The organism is Pseudomonas sp. NPDC077649 (assembly GCF_044542855.1).
Classification (GTDB): domain Bacteria; phylum Pseudomonadota; class Gammaproteobacteria; order Pseudomonadales; family Pseudomonadaceae; genus Aquipseudomonas.
In genome coordinates, this window is sequence record NZ_JBITVF010000001.1 from 93,383 (window position 1) to 111,923 (window position 18,541).

Annotated in this window: 12 protein-coding genes; 8 read left to right on the plus strand and 4 right to left on the minus strand. The window is 67.8% G+C overall.

Translation table 11 applies throughout. The annotated features are described in order from the left end of the window. Nucleotides 1-173: 173 nt before the first annotated feature. Nucleotides 174-1,070: a TonB family protein gene (locus tag ACIGFL_RS00410; protein WP_397495754.1), complete on the minus strand. Its 897-nt coding sequence runs from the start codon at nt 1,068-1,070 to the stop codon at nt 174-176. Nucleotides 1,071-1,157: 87 nt separating this feature from the next. Then, nucleotides 1,158-2,114, minus strand: a complete 957-nt coding sequence (gene gshB / locus ACIGFL_RS00415; protein WP_397495755.1) for a glutathione synthase — start codon at nt 2,112-2,114, stop codon at nt 1,158-1,160. A gap of 241 nt (nt 2,115-2,355) precedes the next feature. Here gshB and pilG point away from each other — a divergent pair, with 241 nt between their 5' ends. From pilG to ACIGFL_RS00455, 8 genes are all read left to right on the plus strand, one after another. Further along, on the plus strand, nt 2,356-2,763 hold the full coding sequence (gene pilG, locus ACIGFL_RS00420; protein ID WP_031302687.1) for a twitching motility response regulator PilG: 408 nt from the start codon (nt 2,356-2,358) through the stop codon (nt 2,761-2,763). 47 nt (nt 2,764-2,810) lie between these two features. Then, nucleotides 2,811-3,176, plus strand: coding sequence for a twitching motility response regulator PilH (pilH, locus tag ACIGFL_RS00425; RefSeq protein WP_013713612.1), 366 nt, complete (start codon nt 2,811-2,813; stop codon nt 3,174-3,176). 45 nt (nt 3,177-3,221) lie between these two features. Further along, on the plus strand, nt 3,222-3,758 hold the full coding sequence (locus ACIGFL_RS00430; protein ID WP_397486779.1) for a chemotaxis protein CheW: 537 nt from the start codon (nt 3,222-3,224) through the stop codon (nt 3,756-3,758). Between the two features lie 83 nt (nt 3,759-3,841). Next, nucleotides 3,842-5,878, plus strand: coding sequence for a methyl-accepting chemotaxis protein (locus ACIGFL_RS00435; RefSeq protein ID WP_397495756.1), 2,037 nt, complete (start codon nt 3,842-3,844; stop codon nt 5,876-5,878). Between the two features lie 60 nt (nt 5,879-5,938). After that, a complete protein-coding gene (locus ACIGFL_RS00440; RefSeq protein WP_031302685.1) occupies nt 5,939-6,799 on the plus strand; it encodes a protein-glutamate O-methyltransferase in 861 nt (286 codons plus the stop codon). Nucleotides 6,800-6,824: 25 nt separating this feature from the next. Continuing rightward, the gene (locus ACIGFL_RS00445) at nt 6,825-14,144 is read left to right on the plus strand and encodes an Hpt domain-containing protein (RefSeq protein ID WP_397495757.1); all 7,320 of its coding nucleotides are present in this window, start codon (nt 6,825-6,827) and stop codon (nt 14,142-14,144) included. Continuing rightward, on the plus strand, nt 14,141-15,160 hold the full coding sequence (locus tag ACIGFL_RS00450) for a chemotaxis protein CheB (protein WP_397495758.1): 1,020 nt from the start codon (nt 14,141-14,143) through the stop codon (nt 15,158-15,160). Before ACIGFL_RS00445 ends, ACIGFL_RS00450 begins: the two co-directional genes overlap by 4 nt. A gap of 10 nt (nt 15,161-15,170) precedes the next feature. Next, on the plus strand, nt 15,171-15,641 hold the full coding sequence (locus ACIGFL_RS00455) for a chemotaxis protein CheW (RefSeq protein WP_397486775.1): 471 nt from the start codon (nt 15,171-15,173) through the stop codon (nt 15,639-15,641). Between the two features lie 513 nt (nt 15,642-16,154). Here ACIGFL_RS00455 and ACIGFL_RS00460 read toward each other — a convergent pair. Both ACIGFL_RS00460 and ACIGFL_RS00465 read right to left on the minus strand, forming a co-directional pair. Further along, complete coding sequence (locus tag ACIGFL_RS00460; protein ID WP_397495759.1) at nt 16,155-16,874, minus strand: 16S rRNA (uracil(1498)-N(3))-methyltransferase; 720 nt, start codon at nt 16,872-16,874, stop codon at nt 16,155-16,157. A 139-nt stretch (nt 16,875-17,013) separates the two neighbouring features. After that, entirely contained in the window at nt 17,014-18,417 is a 1,404-nt protein-coding gene (locus tag ACIGFL_RS00465; RefSeq protein ID WP_397495760.1) for an adenosylmethionine--8-amino-7-oxononanoate transaminase, read from the minus strand. Nucleotides 18,418-18,541: the final 124 nt, after the last annotated feature.

Here is an 18,541-nt window from a genome sequence, read left to right on the forward strand (position 1 = left end):
CGCTAGTTTCGGCCTTAAGCGGGCAGGCTTCAAGCTGTAGGGCGGACCGGATCGCCGGCCGCTCGTAGTGAGGCTAGCTGTCCGCCATCGGCGTTGACTACAAGATCGCCCGGCCTACTGCTCCGCGAGTGCGCCCTACCTGCGACTGCGCTTACCGCGTGTACGCCGATCTGTCAGTTGCTCGACAGCCGGTCGCCGCGCTCGAAGCGCCAGGTGCGGATGATTTCCAGGCGGTCGATATCGGCCAGGTCGCCGGTGAAGGGGGCGTAGGGCGCGGCCAGGCGCACGATGCGCTGGGCCGCCTGGTCGAGCACGGCCTGGCCGGAGGATTCCAGCACCTGCACCTCGTACAGCGAGCCGTCGCGGTTGATCGAGACCAGCAGGCGCAGGCTGCCGTAGATGCGCTGGCGGCGGGCATCGTCGGGGTAGTTGAGGTTGCCGATGCGCTCGACCTTCTTGCGCCACTCGTCCTTGTACCAGGCGCCCTTGTCGCGCATGGTCGAGGCGGCGTTGAGGCGGTGGATCTTCGGCCGTTTGGCATAGGCCTGGACTTCCTGGGCCAGCTCGGCCTCCAGGCTGGCGATTTCCGCCGACAGCTGGGCAGAGTCGAACACTGGCGCCGGGCGCGTTTCCGCAACCGGCTTGGCTTCCTTGCGTTTGACCGGGGTCTTCTGTTGCTGCGGTGCGCGGGTGGCGACGGCGGCCTTGGGCGCTTCCTGGCGGGTAGCCGGCTGCTGCGGGGTGGCCGGCGGGGTGACCTTGCGCACCTCGCTGTCCTGGAACGGCGCCTGTTCGGTGGTCTTCGGCGCGGCGGCGTGTTCCAGGGTGCCGCTGCCCTGCTGGTTGTCCTGGGCGAGAAAATCGGCCTGCTTGGGCTTCTCCTCGCTCTTGAAGGTGGACAGGGTGATTTCCAGGGTCTTGCTGATCTGGCTCGGTGGCTCCAGGCCGAAGCCGACGCCGAGGATCAGCGCCACGTGCAGGGCCGCGGCGAGGAACAGGGTGAACCCCAGGCGATCCGCCGGACGGACGGCGGCGGTGGAAACGGCGGGTGGGGTGGCTGCTGCGTTCATCGCATATCGGGTCTGCTGGCGGATGTCGCGCAGTCTGCGGCGCGACGCTTCAGGCTGCAAGCCTGAAGCGCCAGGCTGCCACCTGCGTCAAGCTTTTGCCGCGCGCTTGGCCGCGATGCAGTCCATCAGACGCTCGCCGATGCGGGTGTCGAAGGCGGCGTCGATCTCGCGGATGCAGGTGGGGCTGGTGACGTTGATCTCGGTCAGGTGCTCGCCGATCACGTCCAGGCCGACGAACAGCAGCCCCTTCTCGCGTAGGGTCGGGCCGACCGCGGCGGCGATCTCGTGGTCGCGCGCGGTCAGTGGGCGCGCCTCGCCGCGGCCGCCGGCGGCCAGGTTGCCGCGGGTCTCGCCGGCGGCCGGGATGCGCGCCAGGCAGTAGGGCACCGCTTCGCCGTCGATCATCAGGATGCGCTTGTCGCCGTCCTTGATCGCCGACAGGTAGCCTTGCGCCATGATCTGCTGCTGGCCATGCCGGGTCAGCGCCTCGAGGATCACCGAGAGGTTGGGGTCGCCTTCGCGGTGGCGGAATATCTGCGAACCGCCCATGCCGTCCAGGGGTTTGAGAATGATGTCACGGTGCTCATCGGCAAACTGGCGCAGAATGTCGGGGCGCCGACTGACCAGGGTCGGCGGCGTGTATTGGGGAAACTGGGTGGCGAACAGCTTTTCATTGCAGTCGCGCAGGCTCTGCGGCCGATTGACCACCAGCACGCCGTCGCGTTCCGCCTGCTCCAGCAGGTGGGTGGAATAGAGGAATTCGTTATCGAAGGGCGGGTCCTTGCGCATCAGGATCACGTCCAGTTCGGCGAGGGCGGCATCCTGTTCGGCGCCCAGGGCGAACCAGCGCTGGGCGTCGTTGAACACTTCCAGGGGGCGCAGGCGGGCACGGGCCTGGCCGCGGGCCTGGTAGAGATCCTGCTGTTCCATATAGAACAGCGACCAGCCGCGCGCCTGAGCGGCCAGCAGCATGGCCAGCGAGCTGTCCTTCTTGAAGGAAATGCTGGCAATCGGATCCATGACGATCCCGAGACGAAGGCTCATGGGGGTAACTCTCCGCGAGAAATGGGGCGGCGGCCGGGTTGGCCGCGCCGAGCACAGGCTGTCAGGGTGGCGTCGGCCGGGGCCTTGGTCAAGGGCGGGAGCCGCCCCGGCGGGCTTATAGCTTGCATGGGGAGAGTGTGCTAAAAAGGCCCGACGATTGGGTCAAGCCCATCGGTGACAGGGCCTCAGGCACACTGATAACGCGAATATAACGACTCACCGAGGCGATGGTAGGGCGAAAATGGAACAGCATTCCGAGGGTTTGAAAGTAATGGTGATCGACGATTCGAAAACGATTCGTCGCACCGCGGAAACTCTGCTGAAAAAGGTGGGTTGCGAGGTCATCACCGCGGTCGATGGCTTCGATGCCCTGGCCAAGATTGCCGACACCCATCCCAGCATCATCTTTGTCGACATCATGATGCCGCGTCTCGATGGGTATCAGACCTGTGCCCTGATCAAGAACAACAGTGCTTTCAAATCCACCCCGGTGATCATGCTGTCCTCCAAGGACGGCCTGTTCGACAAGGCCAAGGGGCGCATCGTCGGCTCCGATCAGTACCTGACCAAGCCCTTCAGCAAGGAAGAGCTGCTCGGGGCGATCAAGGCCCACGTGCCGGACTTCATCCCGGTGGAACAAGCCTCCTGACGCCGCGGCCTGCAGGGCCGTACGCCTCTTCTGTATTGGGAAACACCATGGCTCGAATTCTGATTGTTGATGACTCCCCGACCGAGATGTACAAGCTGACCGCCATGCTGGAAAAGCACGGCCATCAGGTGCTCAAGGCGGAAAACGGCGCCGACGGCGTCGCCCTGGCGCGCCAGGAGAAGCCCGACGCCGTACTGATGGACATCGTCATGCCGGGCCTCAACGGCTTCCAGGCCACCCGTCAGCTGACCAAGGACGCCGAGACCAGCCATATTCCGGTGATCATCGTCACCACCAAGGATCAGGAGACCGACAAGGTCTGGGGCAAGCGCCAGGGCGCCAAGGACTACCTGACCAAGCCGGTCGACGAAGACACCTTGCTGAAAACCCTCAATGCGGTGCTGGCCGGCTGATGCCGCGTCGTCCGCGTATTAAATAAGAAGAAGGCCAAGGCTGGCATGTCGGACGTGCAGACCCCTTTCCAGATTCTCCTCGACATCGACCAGCGTTGCCGCGCCCTGGCGGCCGGCCTGCCGTCGCAGCAGGCGGCGGTGCAGACCTGGAGCGGCATCGGCTTTCGCATGGGCGAACGGCTGTTCGTCGCGCCGATGGGGGAAGTCGGCGAGGTGTTGCACGAGCCGCGTCACACCCTGCTGCCGGGGGTCAAGGGCTGGGTCAAGGGCGTCGCCAACGTGCGCGGTCGTCTGCTGCCGGTGATGGACCTGTGCGGCTTCTTCGGCAACGAACTGTCGCCGCTGCGCAAGCTGCGGCGGGTGCTGGTGGTCGATCACCAGGAAATCTTCGCTGGCCTCACGGTCGACGAGGTGTTCGGCATGCAACATTTTCCCGTGGATGCCTTCTCCGAGCAGTTGCCGCCCCTCGAGGCGAGCATCGCGCCCTTTATCCACGGTGTCTTTCAACGGGAACAGCCCTGGTTGGTGTTCAGCCCTCATGCGCTGGCCAGCGATCCGGGCTTTCTCGATGTCGCTTATTAGAAAAAATCGGTTGGGTCGGTTCTGCCGACCCTTTGGCGTTACATGGGAACCGTAGTGCGGTCGGTCCAGGCGGGGGCCAGATAATGAAAAAACTCAATGCAGGCAATTTGTTGGTTGGGGCACGCAGCAGCACGCTGATCGCGGCGCTGTTCGTCGTGCTGATCGTCTCCATCGTGCTGTTGTTCGCGAACTTCGCCTACATCAACACCCAGTCCAACTACGATACCGAGTACATCAGCCACTCCGGTGAGCTGCGCGTACTGTCCCAGCGTATCGCCAAGAACGCCACGGAAGCGGCGGCGGGTACCGCCGAGGCCTTCGGCCTGCTGCGCGACGCGCGCAACGACTTCCAGCAGCGCTGGGGTTATCTGACCGACGGCGACGCCAACAGCGGCCTGCCGCCGGCACCGGAAGCGGTGCAGGCGCAGATGGCCGCGGTGCAGCAGGACTGGGACAGCCTGCGGCAGAACACCGACGCCATTCTCGCCAGCGAGCAGACCGTACTGTCGCTGCACCAGGTAGCCGCGACCCTGGCGGAAACCATTCCGCAGCTGCAGGTCGAGTACGAGGAAGTGGTCGACATCCTGCTGGAAAGCGGTGCGCCGGCGGCCCAGGTCTCGGTGGCCCAGCGCCAGTCGCTGCTGGCCGAACGTATCCTCGGCTCGGTGAACAAGGTGCTGGCCGGTGACGAAGACTCGGTGCAGGCCGCCGACATGTTCGGTCGCGACGCCAGCCTGTTCGGCCGGGTACTGGCCGCCATGCTCGAAGGCAACGCGGCGATGGAAATCAGCCAGGTGACCGACGAGGAAGCCCTCGAGCGTCTGGCCGAGATTTCCGAGCTGTTCGAATTCGTATCCGGTTCGGTGGACGAGATTCTCGAGACCTCGCCGGAACTGTTCCAGGTGCGCGAATCGGCGAACGCCATCTTCAGCGTGTCGCAGACCCTGCTGGACAAGGCGTCCGAGCTGGCCGGCGGCTTCGAAGACCTGGCCTCGGGTCGTGCCATCAACACTCTGTTTGGCTATGTGCTGGGCGCCTTGGCGCTGGGCTCGATCATCCTCATCGGCCTGGTGATGGTGCGTGAGACCAACCGCCGTCTGGCCGAGACCGCCGAGAAGAACGAGCGTAACCAGGCGGCGATTCTGCGACTGCTCGACGAGATCGCCGACCTCGCCGACGGTGACCTGACCGTGGCCGCGACGGTGACCGAAGACTTCACCGGTGCCATCGCCGACTCCATCAACTACTCCATCGACCAGCTGCGCGACCTGGTGGCCACCATCAACCTGACCGCCGTTCAGGTCGCCGGTGCGGCCCAGGAAACCCAGGCCACGGCGATGCACCTGGCCGAGGCGTCCGAGCACCAGGCCCAGGAAATCGCCGGCGCCTCGGCGGCGATCAACGAAATGGCGGTCTCCATTGACCAGGTATCGGCGAACGCCTCGGAATCCTCCGCGGTAGCGGAACGTTCCGTAGCCATCGCCAACAAGGGCAACGAGGTGGTGCACAACACCATCACCGGCATGGATAACATCCGTGAGCAGATCCAGGACACCTCGAAGCGGATCAAACGCCTCGGTGAATCGTCCCAGGAGATCGGTGACATCGTTAGCCTGATTAACGACATTGCCGACCAGACCAACATCCTCGCCCTGAACGCCGCGATCCAGGCGTCCATGGCCGGTGATGCGGGCCGCGGCTTCGCCGTGGTAGCGGACGAGGTACAACGCCTCGCGGAACGTTCCTCGGCGGCGACCAAGCAGATCGAGGCGCTGGTCAAGACGATTCAGACCGACACCAACGAAGCCGTTATCTCCATGGAGCAGACCACTTCCGAAGTGGTGCGCGGTGCCCGCCTGGCGCAGGACGCCGGGGTGGCCCTGGAGGAGATCGAGAAGGTATCGAAAACCCTCGCGGCGCTGATCCAGAACATCTCCAACGCCGCCCGTCAGCAGGCCTCCTCGGCCGGCCATATTTCCAACACCATGAACGTGATCCAGGAAATCACCTCGCAGACGTCCTCGGGTACCACCGCCACCGCCAAGAGCATCGGTAACCTGGCCAAGATGGCCAGTGAGATGCGCAAGTCGGTGTCCGGCTTCACCCTCCCGGACGCCTGATAAAGGAGGGCGGCGGCTGCTCGCAGTCGCCGCACGACAGCCATGACTCAGGGCGAAGGTATGCAGTCAAGCGGCGTGTGGGCCTTGCGCCCGGTGGCCGATATGTCGCAAGCCGACTTCCACGACTGGCAGGCGCTGCTCGAAGCGCGCACCGGCGTGGTGATCAGCGAGCAGCGGCGCGCCTTCCTGCAGACCAACCTGAGTGCGCGCATGCGCGAACTGGGCGTCACGGACTACGCCAGCTATTACCGCCAGGTCACCGACGGGCCGCGTGGCGCGGTGGAGTGGTCGACCCTGCTGGATCGTCTGACCGTGCAGGAAACCCGCTTCTTCCGCCACCCGCCGTCCTTCGAGGTGCTGGCGCAGTACCTGCAGGAGCGACTGGCCGCCGGCCTGACGCGGCCCTGGGAGCTGTGGAGCGTGGGCTGTTCCAGCGGCGAGGAGCCCTATTCGCTGGCGATTTTGGCGGCCGAAGCGCTGCAGGGCAGCGAGTCGCCCGAGCATTTCGCCGTGACCGGCACGGATATCAGCCAGGGCGCGCTGAGCAAGGCCCGCGAGGGCAGCTACTCGGCGCGGCGTCTGGAACAGGTGAACGGCGACCTGCGCGAGCGTTACTTCCTCGCCCAGGCCGACGGACGTTTCAAGGTGGTGCCGAGTCTGGCGGCGCGCGTGTGCTGCGCCAAGCTCAATGTGCTGGAACTGGCCAAGGCGCCGATGTCCGGCATGGACGTGATTTTCTGTCAGAACTTGCTGATCTATTTCCGCCGCTGGCGTCGCCGCGACATCCTCAACCGCCTGGCCGAGAGCCTGGCGCCCGGGGGGCTGCTGGTGGTGGGCGTGGGTGAAGTAGCCGGTTGGCAGCATCCGGCGCTGGTGCCGGTGGCCGACGAGCGAGTCCTGGCGTTTACCCGCAAGGGATAAGGCCAAGTTTATGAGTGGAGTGGCTATGGGTGATCGGCATGACTATGTCGCCCTGGAGTGGGTCAAAGGCGAGATCGCGGAAACCCTGAAGCAGGCGCGGCAGGCCCTGGAGGCGTTCGTCGAGAACCCGCAGGACCCCACGCGCATGCGTTTCTGCCTGACCTATGTGCACCAGGTCCACGGCACCTTGCAGATGGTCGAGTTCTACGGCGCCGCGCTGCTCGCCGAGGAAATGGAGCAGCTGGCCAAGGCGTTGATGGAAGGCCGCGTGGCCAACCAGGGCGAAGCCCTGGAAGTGCTGATGCAGGCCATCCTGCAGCTGCCGGTGTACCTCGACCGTATCCAGACCGCCCGCCGCGACCTGCCGATGGTGGTGTTGCCGCTGCTCAACGACCTGCGCGCCGCGCGCGGCGAGAAGCTGCTGTCGGAAACCAGCCTGTTCGCCCCGGACATGTCGGTGCGCCAGCCGGCGCTGCCATCCGACAGCCTGGCGCGGCTGCGCACCGCCGAGCTGCCGGTGCTGCTGCGCAAGCTGCGGCAGATGCTGCAGATGGCCCTGGTCGGGGTGATCCGCGGCCAGGACCTGGCCACCAACCTCGGCTATATGGCGCGCGTGTTCGCCCGCCTGGAAACCCTGTGTAAGGACGCCCCGCTGGGCGGCCTGTGGCAGATCGCCTCCGGCATGGTCGAGGGCCTGGCCAACGGCAGCGTGGTCAACGGCACCTCGGTGCGCACCCTGCTGCGCCAGGTCGACAAGGAGCTCAAGCGCCTGGTCGAGCAGGGCGCCGACGGCATCAACCAGGCCGCGCCGGACGAGCTGACCAAGAACCTGCTGTTCTACGTGGCCAAGGCGCCGGCGCAGTCGCCGCGCATCCGCGCGCTCAAGGAACAGTACCGCCTCGACGACGCCCTGCCCGACAACGAGGTGGTGGACGAGGAGCGCGCCCGCCTGGCCGGCCCCGACCGCGACGCCATGCGCTCGGTGGTCGCCGCCCTGTGCGAGGAGCTGGTGCGGGTCAAGGACAGCCTCGACCTGTTCGTGCGCAGCGACCGCAGCCAGGCCGGCGAGCTGGACGGCCTGCTGGCGCCGCTCAAGCAGATCGCCGATACCCTGGCGGTGCTCGGCTTCGGCCAGCCGCGCAAGGTCATCCTCGATCAGATCGACGTGATCCACGGCCTCTCCCTCGGCCAGCGCGAGCCCAGCGACGCGGTGCTGATGGACGTCGCCGGCGCCCTGCTGTACGTCGAGGCGACCCTGGCCGGCATGGTTGGCCCGAGCGACGACGGGCAGAGCGAACAGAGCCACCTGCCGACCACCGACGTGGCGCAGATCCACCAGCTGGTGATCAAGGAAGCGCGCAACGGCCTGGAACAGGCCAAGGACGCGATCATCGAGTTCATCGCCTCGCAGTGGAACCACGAGCACCTGGCGCGCGTGCCCGAGCTGCTCACCCAGGTCCGTGGCGGCCTGGCGATGATCCCGCTGCAGCGCGCCGCCGACCTGCTCAACGCCTGCAACCGCTATATCCAGGAACAGCTGCTGGCGCGCAAGGCCGTGCCCAACTGGCAGAGCCTGGACACCCTGGCCGACGCCATCACCAGCGTCGAGTACTACCTCGAGCGCCTGTCCGAGGACCACGGCAGCCAGGGCGATCTGATTCTCGACGTGGCCGAGGAGAGCCTGGAAGCGCTGGGCTATCCGCTCAAGGAAAAGCCGTCGATCCTCGATCGCGTCGAGCCGCAGGAGGAGTCGCTGGCGCCGCTGGCCGACCCGCTGCAGGAAATCGAGCTGCTCGGCGCCGAGGACAGCCAGCTGGAGCAACCCCTGGCCGACGGCGAGCCGGTCGCCGCCGCGCAGGAGTCGTCCTTCGCGCCGGGGTTCGACCTGGCCGAGCCGGCCGACGCCGACCAGCAGCCCTTCGAGGTCGCGGCCGAGCCGCAACTGGAGGAGCTGCAGCCGCTCAACGATTTCGCCTTTGAGCTGGACGACGGCCCGCAGGGCCTCGCCGCCGAGCCCGAGCCTGAGCTGGAACTGGAAGAGCTGAGCCTGGAACAGCTGTCCGCCCCGCAGCAGTGGGACGAGCTGGACCTGGCCGAGCTGGAACTGCCCGAGGTCGAGCTGCCCAGCGCCCCCGAGCCGGCGCCGCTGATCGAGGTGGAGGACCTTGCCAAGCCGCTGTCGATGGCCGACGTGATGGCCGCGCCGGTGCAGGCGATCAACCCGCCGGCCGCCGAGGTGCCGCCGAGCCTGTTGCCGCCGCCTGCTGATGAAGAGCCGGTGGATGAAGAGCTGCTGGAAGTCTTTATCGAAGAAGTCGGCGAGGTGCTGGAAACCATCGCCGAATACCTGCCGCAGTGGCAGGCCGATACCGAGAACAAGGACGCCCTGATCGAAGTGCGGCGTGCCTTCCACACCCTCAAGGGCAGCGGGCGCATGGTTCGCGCGCTGATCATCGGCGAGCTGGGCTGGTCCATCGAGAACCTGCTCAACCGCGTGCTGGATCGCAGCATTGCGCCGAGCGAGCCGGTGCAGCAGGTGGTGCTCGACGTGGTGGCGCTGATGCCGGCGCTGGTCGAGGAATTCGCCGCCAAGGCGCAGCGCCAGCGCGACGACGTCGACCGGCTGGCTGCCACCGCGCATGCCCTGGCCAAGGGCCAAGCCCTCCCAAAATCTGACGCCCCGGCCGCCGAGCAGGTAGCCGAGCCCGCGGGCGCTGTCGAGGCTACCGCCGCCGTGGAGGAGAGCGAGCCCCTCGATGGCGAGCCCCTCGACCCGCAGTTGCTGGAAATCTTCCGCAACGAGGCGGAGACCCATCTGGACACCCTGGTCGGCTTTCTCGCCGACTGCGCGCAGGAACTGCCGCAGCCGGTGACCGACGACCTGCAGCGCGCGCTGCACACCCTCAAGGGCAGCGCCTATATGGCCGGCATCCTGCCGGTGGCGGAGATCGCCGCGCCGCTGGAGAAGCTGGTCAAGGAATTCAAGACCAACCTGATTCGCGTCGACATGGCCGAGGCCGAGCTGCTCAGCCGCGCCGAGAAGCTGTTCCGCGCCGCCCTGGAGCAGCTGGAAAGCCAGCCGCTGGCGCCGATTGCCGGTGCCGAGGACTTCCTCGCCCGGGTCCACAAGCTGCACCAGGAGCGCCTCGACGCCGCCGAAGGCGAACGCCTCGGGCAGAGCGGCGAGAGCCGCGACCCGCAACTGATCGGCATCTTCCTCGCCGAGGGCATGGACATCCTGCTGGACGCCGAGGACCTGCTGCGCAAGTGGCGCGAGCACCCGTCCGAGCGCCAGGAGCTGTCCGCCCTGCTGGAAGAGCTGACCACCCTCGGCCGCGGCGCCGAGATGGCCGAGCTGCCGCAGATCGACGAGCTGTGCGAGGCCCTGCTGGACCTCTATGGCGCGGTCGAGGAGGGCAGCCTGGCGGTCAGCGAGCGCTTCTTCGACGAGGCGGAAAAGGCCCACGAGGCGCTGATCGGCATGATGGATCAGGTTGCCGCGGCGCTGCAGGTCAGCGCCCAGCCCGAGCGTGTGCAGGCGCTGCGCGACCTGCTCGGCGAAGCCATCGACCCGGCCACCCTGGCCCTGCTCGCCCCCGGCGCCGAGGGTTTCGAAGTCATCGAGCTGGACCAGGCCACGGCCGAACTGCTGCAGGCTGAGGAACAGCCCGAGCCGGAGCCGGAGCCGGAGCCGCAGGCGTCGGGCGCGGAGTTCGCCGTCTTCGAGCTGCCCGAGGACAGCATTGCCGAGCCCGAGCCCGAGCCCGAGCCCGAGCCCGAGCCCGAGCCCGAAGCCGAAGCCAGCTTCAGCCCGGCCGATGCCGACCTCGACGAGGAGATGGTGGAAATCTTCCTCGAAGAGGCGGTGGATATCCTCGAAAGCGCCGGCCAGGCGCTGGAGCGCTGGCTCGGCGAACCGGACAACAGCCTGCCGCTGTCGTCCCTGCAGCGCGACCTGCACACCCTCAAGGGCGGCGCGCGGATGGCCGCGATCCGCCCGATCGGCGACCTCGGCCACGAGCTGGAATCGCTCTACGAAGGCCTGGTCGACCGCCGCTACAACTACGGCGAGGCCCTGGGCGGCCTGCTGCAGCAGAGCCACGACCGCCTGGCGCTGATGCTCGATCAGTTGCAGGCGCGCCAGCCGCTGGCGGCCGGCGAAGACCTGATCCAGGCCATCCGCCAGTTCCGCCAGGGCGGCGCGCAGAGCCTGTCGGCCGCGGCGACCCTGGCCGATCCGTCCCTGGACGAGGACGCGCTGGAGGCCGCCGAACCGCTCGAACTGGATCTGGATGCCGGCGAGCTGCCGCCGCTGGCCCTGGTCGAGGACGAAGACCTGCTGGTGCTCGACGATCCCGCCGAGGCGCCGTTCGATCAGGCGCCGCCGGCAGTCGATGAGTCCGCGGCGGAGCTGCCGACGCCGGCCGAGCGCGAGCCGCAGGCCGCGGCGCCGACCAGCTGGCACGAGGAGCGCGATCCGGAGCTGGTGGAGATCTTCCTCGAGGAAGGCTTCGACATCATCGACAGCGCCGGCGCCGCCCTGCAGCGCTGGATGGCCGACGTCGACAACAGCCTGGAGCTGGAAGCCCTGCAGCGCGACCTGCACACCCTCAAGGGCGGTGCGCGGATGGCCGAAATCCGCGAGATCGGCGACCTGGCCCACGAACTGGAATTCCTCTACGAAGGCTTGGGCGGCGGTCGCTTGCGCGCCAGCACCGAGCTGTTCGGCCTGCTGCAGGCCTGCCACGACCGCCTGGCCGAGATGCTCGAGGCGGTGCGCGGCCAGCGTGCGGTGCCGCCGGGCGACGCCCTGATCGAGACCATCAAGCGCTTTCGCGCCAACCCCGACGAGCAACTGAGCATGCCGTCTGCGGTCCAGCTCAAGGCCTTCGTCGAGAGCGACGACGGCGAGGAGGCCGACAGCGACATCCTCGACATCTTCCTCGAGGAGGGCGACGACCTACTCGAGGCGATGGAGGCGGCCATCGGCCGCTGGGAAGAGCAGCGCGACGACGGCGCCGCCATCGACGAGATGCTACGCATTCTGCACACCCTCAAGGGCGGTGCGCGGCTGGCCGGGCAGAAGCGCCTGGGCGACATGAGCCACGACCTCGAGCAGCACCTCAGCGAGGCGCTGCAGCAGGGCGCCCCCTGGCCCGAGAGCCTGCTGCTCGATGTGCAGTCCGGTTTCGAAGGGCTGCAAAAGGAGCTCGATCTGTTGCGCCAGCGCCTCAGCGCCAGCCTGGCCGAGCCGCAGCTGGTCGCCCAGCCCGAGCCGACAGCGCCGAGCCAGGCCGCGCCGCAACCGGCCGCCCAACTGGCGGCCCAACTGGCGGCCCAACTGGTCGTTCCGCTAGTCGCCGCCAGCGAGCTGCCGAGCCAGGTGCAGGCGCCCAAGGTGCTGCCGTTCGTGCGCCGCGCCGCCGAGGCGGCGGCCGAGGCCGCGTCCCGTCGCGCCCCGCAGGAACTGGTCAAGGTGCCGGCCGAGCTGCTCGAAGGCCTGGTCAACCTGGCCGGCGAGACCTCGATCTTCCGCGGTCGGGTCGAACAGCAGGTGAGCGACGTCGGCTTTACCCTGAGCGAGATGGAAGCCACCATCGACCGGGTGCGCGACCAGCTGCGCCGCCTCGACACCGAGACCCAGGCGCAGATCCTCAGCCGCTACCAGGCCGAGGCCGAGCGCGCCGGTTACGAGGACTTCGATCCGCTGGAGATGGACCGCCACTCGCAGCTGCAGCAGCTGTCGCGGGCGCTGTTCGAGTCGGCCTCCGACCTGCTCGACCTGAAGGAGACCCTGGCGGCGAAGAACCGCGACGCGGAAACCCTGCTGCTGCAGCAGGCGCGGGTCAACACCGAGCTGCAGGAAGGCCTGATGCGCACCCGCATGGTGCCCTTCGACCGCCTGGTGCCGCGGCTGCGCCGTATCGTGCGGCAGGTGGCCGGCGAGCTGGGCAAGCAGGTCGAGTTCGTCGTCGGCAACGCCGAAGGGGAAATGGACCGCACCGTGCTCGAACGCATCGTCGCGCCGCTGGAGCACATGCTGCGCAACGCCGTCGACCATGGCATCGAGCCCACTGCCGTGCGCCGCGACGTCGGCAAGCCGGAAACCGGTACCATCCGCCTCAACCTCGGCCGCGAGGGCGGCGACATCGTCCTCACCCTCGACGACGACGGCGGCGGCATCCGCCTCGACGCGGTGCGGCGCAAGGCCATCGAACGCGGCATGATGGATGCCGACAGCGACCTGACCGACCACGAGATCCTCCAGTTCATCCTTGAGGCCGGTTTCTCCACCGCCGAGAAGGTCACCCAGATTTCCGGCCGCGGTGTCGGCATGGACGTGGTGCACTCGGAGGTTAAGCAGCTCGGCGGCTCGATGAGCATCGACTCGGTCGTCGGCCAGGGCACCCGCTTCACCATCCGTCTGCCGTTCACCGTGTCGGTCAACCGCGCGCTGATGGTGTATTCCGGCGAGGACCTGTACGCCATCCCGCTGAACACCATCGAAGGCATCGTGCGGGTTTCGCCCTACGAGCTGGAGGCGCTCTACGAGCAGGGCGGCTCCGCCGCAGGCGCGCCCACTGCGCCACGCTTCGAGTACGCCGGGCAGGCCTACGAACTGAAGTACCTGGGCGACCTGCTGAATAACGGCCAGCAGCCCAAGCTGGTCGGCCAGAGCCTGCCGCTGCCGGTGATCCTGGTGCGTTCCAGCGAGCACGCCGTGGCGGTGCAGGTGGACAGCCTGGCCGGCTCGCGCGAGATCGTGGTGAAGAGCCTCGGCCCGCAGTTCGCCGGGGTGCATGGCATCTCCGGGGCGACCATCCTCGGCGACGGCCGGGTGGTGGTGATTCTCGACCTGCTGGCGACCATCCGCGTGCTGCATGCGCACCTGCAGAGTCAGCTGACTCCGCGCCTGGCCTCGCGCCAGGTGGCGATCAGCGAGGAAGTGGAAGTCGACCGGCCGCCGCTGGTGATGGTGGTGGACGATTCGGTCACCGTGCGCAAGGTCACCAGCCGCCTGCTCGAACGCAACGGCATGAACGTGGTCACCGCCAAGGACGGGGTCGACGCCATCGCCCAGCTGCAGGAGCACAAGCCCGACATCATGCTGCTGGACATCGAGATGCCGCGCATGGACGGCTTCGAGGTGGCCACCCTGGTGCGCCACGACGAGCGCCTGAAGGACCTGCCGATCATCATGATCACCTCGCGTACCGGCGAGAAGCACCGCGAGCGGGCCATGGCCATCGGCGTCAACCAGTACCTCGGCAAGCCCTATCAGGAGTCCTTGCTGCTCGACACCATCGCTCAGTTGGTGGATAGCCACCGGATCAAACGGACATGACAGACAAATCCGCGGCACGTATTGCAGTGATCGCCGACACCTCGTTGCAGCGCCATGTGTTGCAGCAGGCATTGGCCGGTGGCGGTTATCAGGTGGTGCTCAACAGCGACCCGGCGCGGCTCGACGAGGAGCAGCTGGCCGCCTGCGAGACCGACCTGTGGCTGGTGGACCTGGCCCAGTCGGACGACTCGCCGCTGGTCGACAGCCTGCTGGAGCGCGCCAGCGCGCCGGTGCTGTTCGGCGAGGGGCACGCCCCCGAGCGCCATTCGGAGAATTACCCGCGCTGGGAGCGCAGCCTGTTCGGCAAGCTCAAGCGCCTGGTAGGCGATCCGACCCAGGCGGTCGGCCCGAGCCTGCAGGCGCTGCTCGACGAGGCGCAGCGCCCGGCGCGTCTGGAGTTGCCGCAGGCGCTGGCCGACACGCCGCTGAAAGCCGGCGAACCGGCGCGTCAGGTCTGGCTGCTGGCCGCCTCGTTGGGTGGCCCGGCGGCGGTCAAGGCGTTCCTCGATGCGTTGCCCGGCGGCCTGCCGATCGGCTTCGTCTATGCCCAGCATATCGACGCCAGTTTCGAAGCGGCGCTGCCGCAGGCGGTCGGTCGGCACAGCCAGTGGCACGTCAACCCGGCGCGCCAGGGCGACCCGGTGCGCTGCGGCGAGGTGGTGGTGGCGCCGATCCAGCACGAGCTGGGTTTCGCCGAGGACGGCGCGATGCAGATCGCCGAACGCGGCTGGCCCGAGCCCTACAGCCCGTCCATCGACCAGATGATGCTCAACCTGGCGCAGCAGTTCGGCGCCCAGTGCGGGGTGATCGCCTTCAGCGGCATGGGCAGCGACGGCAGCGCCGCGGCGGCCTACGTCAAGCGCCAGGGCGGCCTGATCTGGACCCAGCGCGGCGACAGCTGCGCCAGCCCGAGCATGCCCGACAGCCTGCGCGAGGGCGGCTACAGCAGCTTCAGCGCCGATCCGCGCGAGCTGGCCGTGGCGCTGGTCAACCACCTCGCCGAACACTGCAGTTGAGGACGTTTCAATGAGCCAAGCCGTCGCCGCCCAGAACAGCGCCGCCAACCTGACCGGTCTGTTGGTGCCCCTGGCCGACCGCACCCTGCTGCTGCCCAACGTGGCGGTGGCCGAGTTGATCCCCTACCGCGCGCCGCAGGTCAGCGAAGGCATGCCGGCCTGGTTCCTCGGCCAGATCGCCTGGCGCGACCTGCGCCTGCCGCTGCTGTCCTTCGAGGCCGCCAGCGGCGGCCAGGCGCAGGTCGCCAGCGGTGCGCGGGTGGCGGTGATCAACGCCCTGGGCGGCCGGCCCAAGGTCAAGTTCATCGCCCTGCTGGTGCAGGGCATTCCGCGCTCGCTGAAGGTCGCCAGCGACCTGGCGGCCGCCGACGTCGCGTTGGCGCCGCTGGAGCTGGGCGCGGCGCGAGTCGGCGAGGACGTGGTGCGCATCCCCGATCTGGTCGGCCTGGAGCAACTGCTGGAAGACGCCGGGCTGCTGTAGGTTGGGTTGAGGAGCGTGCGACGAAGCCCAACGGCGGATTGTGGGACGCCAGGGATTGCCGAGCGCAGCCTTTCGGGCGTCCTGTTGGGCTTCGCTGCGCTCAGCGCCAACCTACCTGGCAACGGTTGCAACCTGTGGTGGGTTAGGGGGCAGCCTGTAGGTTGGGTTAAGGAGCGGGCGACGAAGCCCAACGGCGGATTTTGGTACGCCAGGGATTGCCAAGCGCAGTCCTTCGGGCTTCCTGTTGGGCTTCGCTGCGCTCAGCGCCAACCTACCTGGCAACGGCCGCAACCTGTGGTGGGTCAGGGTGCAGCCTGTAGGTTGGGTTGAGGAGCGTGCGACGAAGCCCAACGGTGGATTGTGGGACGCCAGGGATTGTCGAGCGCAGTCCTTTGGGCTTCCTGTTGGGCTTCGCTGCGCTCAGCGCCAACCTACCTGGCAACGGCCGCAACCCTAGCCGCGGCCACGCCTGTAGCAGTGCGGGCGTGCCGGCATGCCCGCACTGCATCCGCCCTACAGGTCCCCCCACAGCTGCTGCGCCACGGCCAGCGCCACCACGGGCGCGGTCTCGGTGCGCAGCACCCGTGGGCCGAGGCGCGCGGCGTGGAAGTCGGCCGCCTTGGCCTGGGCCACCTCCGCCTCGCCGAGGCCGCCTTCCGGACCGATCAGAAACGCCAGCGAGCGCGGCGGCGCATGGCCGGCCCAGGGCTCGGCCACCGGGTGCAGCACCAGCTTGAGTTCGGCTTCGACCGCGCCGAGCCAGACGCCCAGCTCCTGCGGCGCATGAATCACCGGCAGCACCGAGCGGCCGCACTGCTCGCAGGCGCTGATAGCCACCTGGCGCCAGTGGGCCAGGCGCTTGTCGGCGCGTTCGTCCTTCAGGCGCACCTCGCAGCGCGCCGAGACGATCGGGGTGATCTCCGCCGCGCCCAGTTCGGTGGCCTTCTGGATCGCCCAGTCCATGCGCTCGCCGCGCGACAGGCCCTGGCCCAGGTGGATGCGCAGCGGCGATTCGGCCAGGCCATCGAAGGCTTCGCGCAGCTCCACGCGCACCGCCTTCTTGCCCACCTCGATCAGTTCGCCCTGGTACTCGCGGCCGCTGCCGTCGAACAGTTGCACCGCGTCGCCCGCGGCATGCCGCAGCACGCGGGCGATATAGTGGGCCTGGGCCTCGGGCAGCTCGTGCTGGCCGAGGGACAGGGGAGCGTCGATAAAGAAACGGGATAGGCGCATAGGGGCAGCTGCCGGCGGTCAGTTCGAAGCGGCAAGTTTAAAGCACCGCGTCCCCGCCCCGCAGCCCTTGCTTGCGGGCTGGGATCAGGCGCTGGTGCGCACGGCGCTCCCTACGGACGGAGCTGTCAGCGCTACCGCCTCAGCCTGGATCGCGATGCCCGGGATAGCGGTTGTCCACCGCCACGCTGACGGTTTCGCGGGTGGCGATATCGATGCCCTCGCTGGCCACCTCGGCGAGAAAGTCGATCTGCTCCGGGCTGATCACGTAGGGCGGCAGGAAGTACACCACGCTGCCCAGCGGGCGCAGCAGGGCGCCGCGACTCAGGGCGTGCTGGTACACCGCCAGGCCGCGGCGCTGCTGCCAGGGGTAGGCGGTCTTGCTCGCCTTGTCGGCGACCATCTCGATGGCCAGGGCCATGCCGGTCTGGCGCACCTCGGCCACATGCGGATGATCCTTCAGGTGTTCGGTGGCGCTGGCCATCCGCGCGGCCAGGGCCTTGTTCTTCGCGATGACATCGTCATCGCGGAAGATATCCAGGGTCGCCAGGGCCGCGGCACAGGCCAGCGGGTTGCCGGTGTAGGTGTGCGAGTGGAGGAAGGCGCGCAGGGTGGCGTAGTCATCGTAGAAGGCGCCGTAGACCTGGTCGGTGGTGAGTACCGCGGCCATCGGCAGGTAGCCGCCGGTCAGCGCCTTGGACAGCACCAGGAAGTCCGGGGTGATGCCGGCCTGCTCGCAGGCGAACAGGGTCCCGGTGCGGCCGAAGCCGACGGCGATCTCGTCGTGGATCAGGTGCACGCCGTAACGGTCGCAGGCTTCGCGCAGCAGCTTGAGGTACACCGGGTGGTACATGCGCATGCCGCCGGCGCCCTGGATCAGCGGCTCGACTATCACCGCGGCGACCTCGTGGGCGTGCTGCTCCAGGGTCTGCTCCATGGCGGCGAACATAGTCCGCGAGTGCTCTTCCCAGCCCATGCCCTCGGGGCGCAGGTAGCAATCCGGGCTCGGTACCTTGAGGGTGTCGAGCAGCAGCGCCTTGTAGGTGTCGGTGAACAGCGCCACGTCGCCCACCGACATGGCCGCCACGGTCTCGCCGTGGTAGCTGTTGGTCAGGGTGACGAAGCGCTTCTTCTCAGGCTTGCCGCTGTTGATCCAGTAGTGGTGGCTCATCTTCAGCGCCACCTCGATGCCGGAGGAGCCATTGTCGGCGTAGAACACCTTGGAGAGCCCTTGCGGGGTGATCTGCACCAGGCGCTCGGACAGCTCGACCACCGGTGCGTGGGTGAAACCGGCCAGCATCACATGCTCCAGGCTGTCCAGCTGCTCGCGGATGCGCGCGTTGATCCGCGGGTTGCCGTGGCCGAACACGTTGACCCACCAGGAGCTGACCGCGTCCAGGTAGCGTTTGCCGTCGAAGTCCTCCAGCCAGACGCCGGAGCCAGAGCGGATCGGAATCAGCGGCAGGCGCTCGTGGTCCTTCATCTGGGTGCAGGGGTGCCACAGCACGTTAAGGTCGCGCTGCATCCACTGGTCGTTCAAGCTCATGGCGCATCTCCCAATCTTCAGCGGCACAGCCTACCAGAAGGCGCTGCCGTCGATCCGCCCCCAGCTGCCGTCTGGCGCCTGCCGACGAACTTCGCGGTGGCGGCGTTGGACTAAGCTGGCTGGT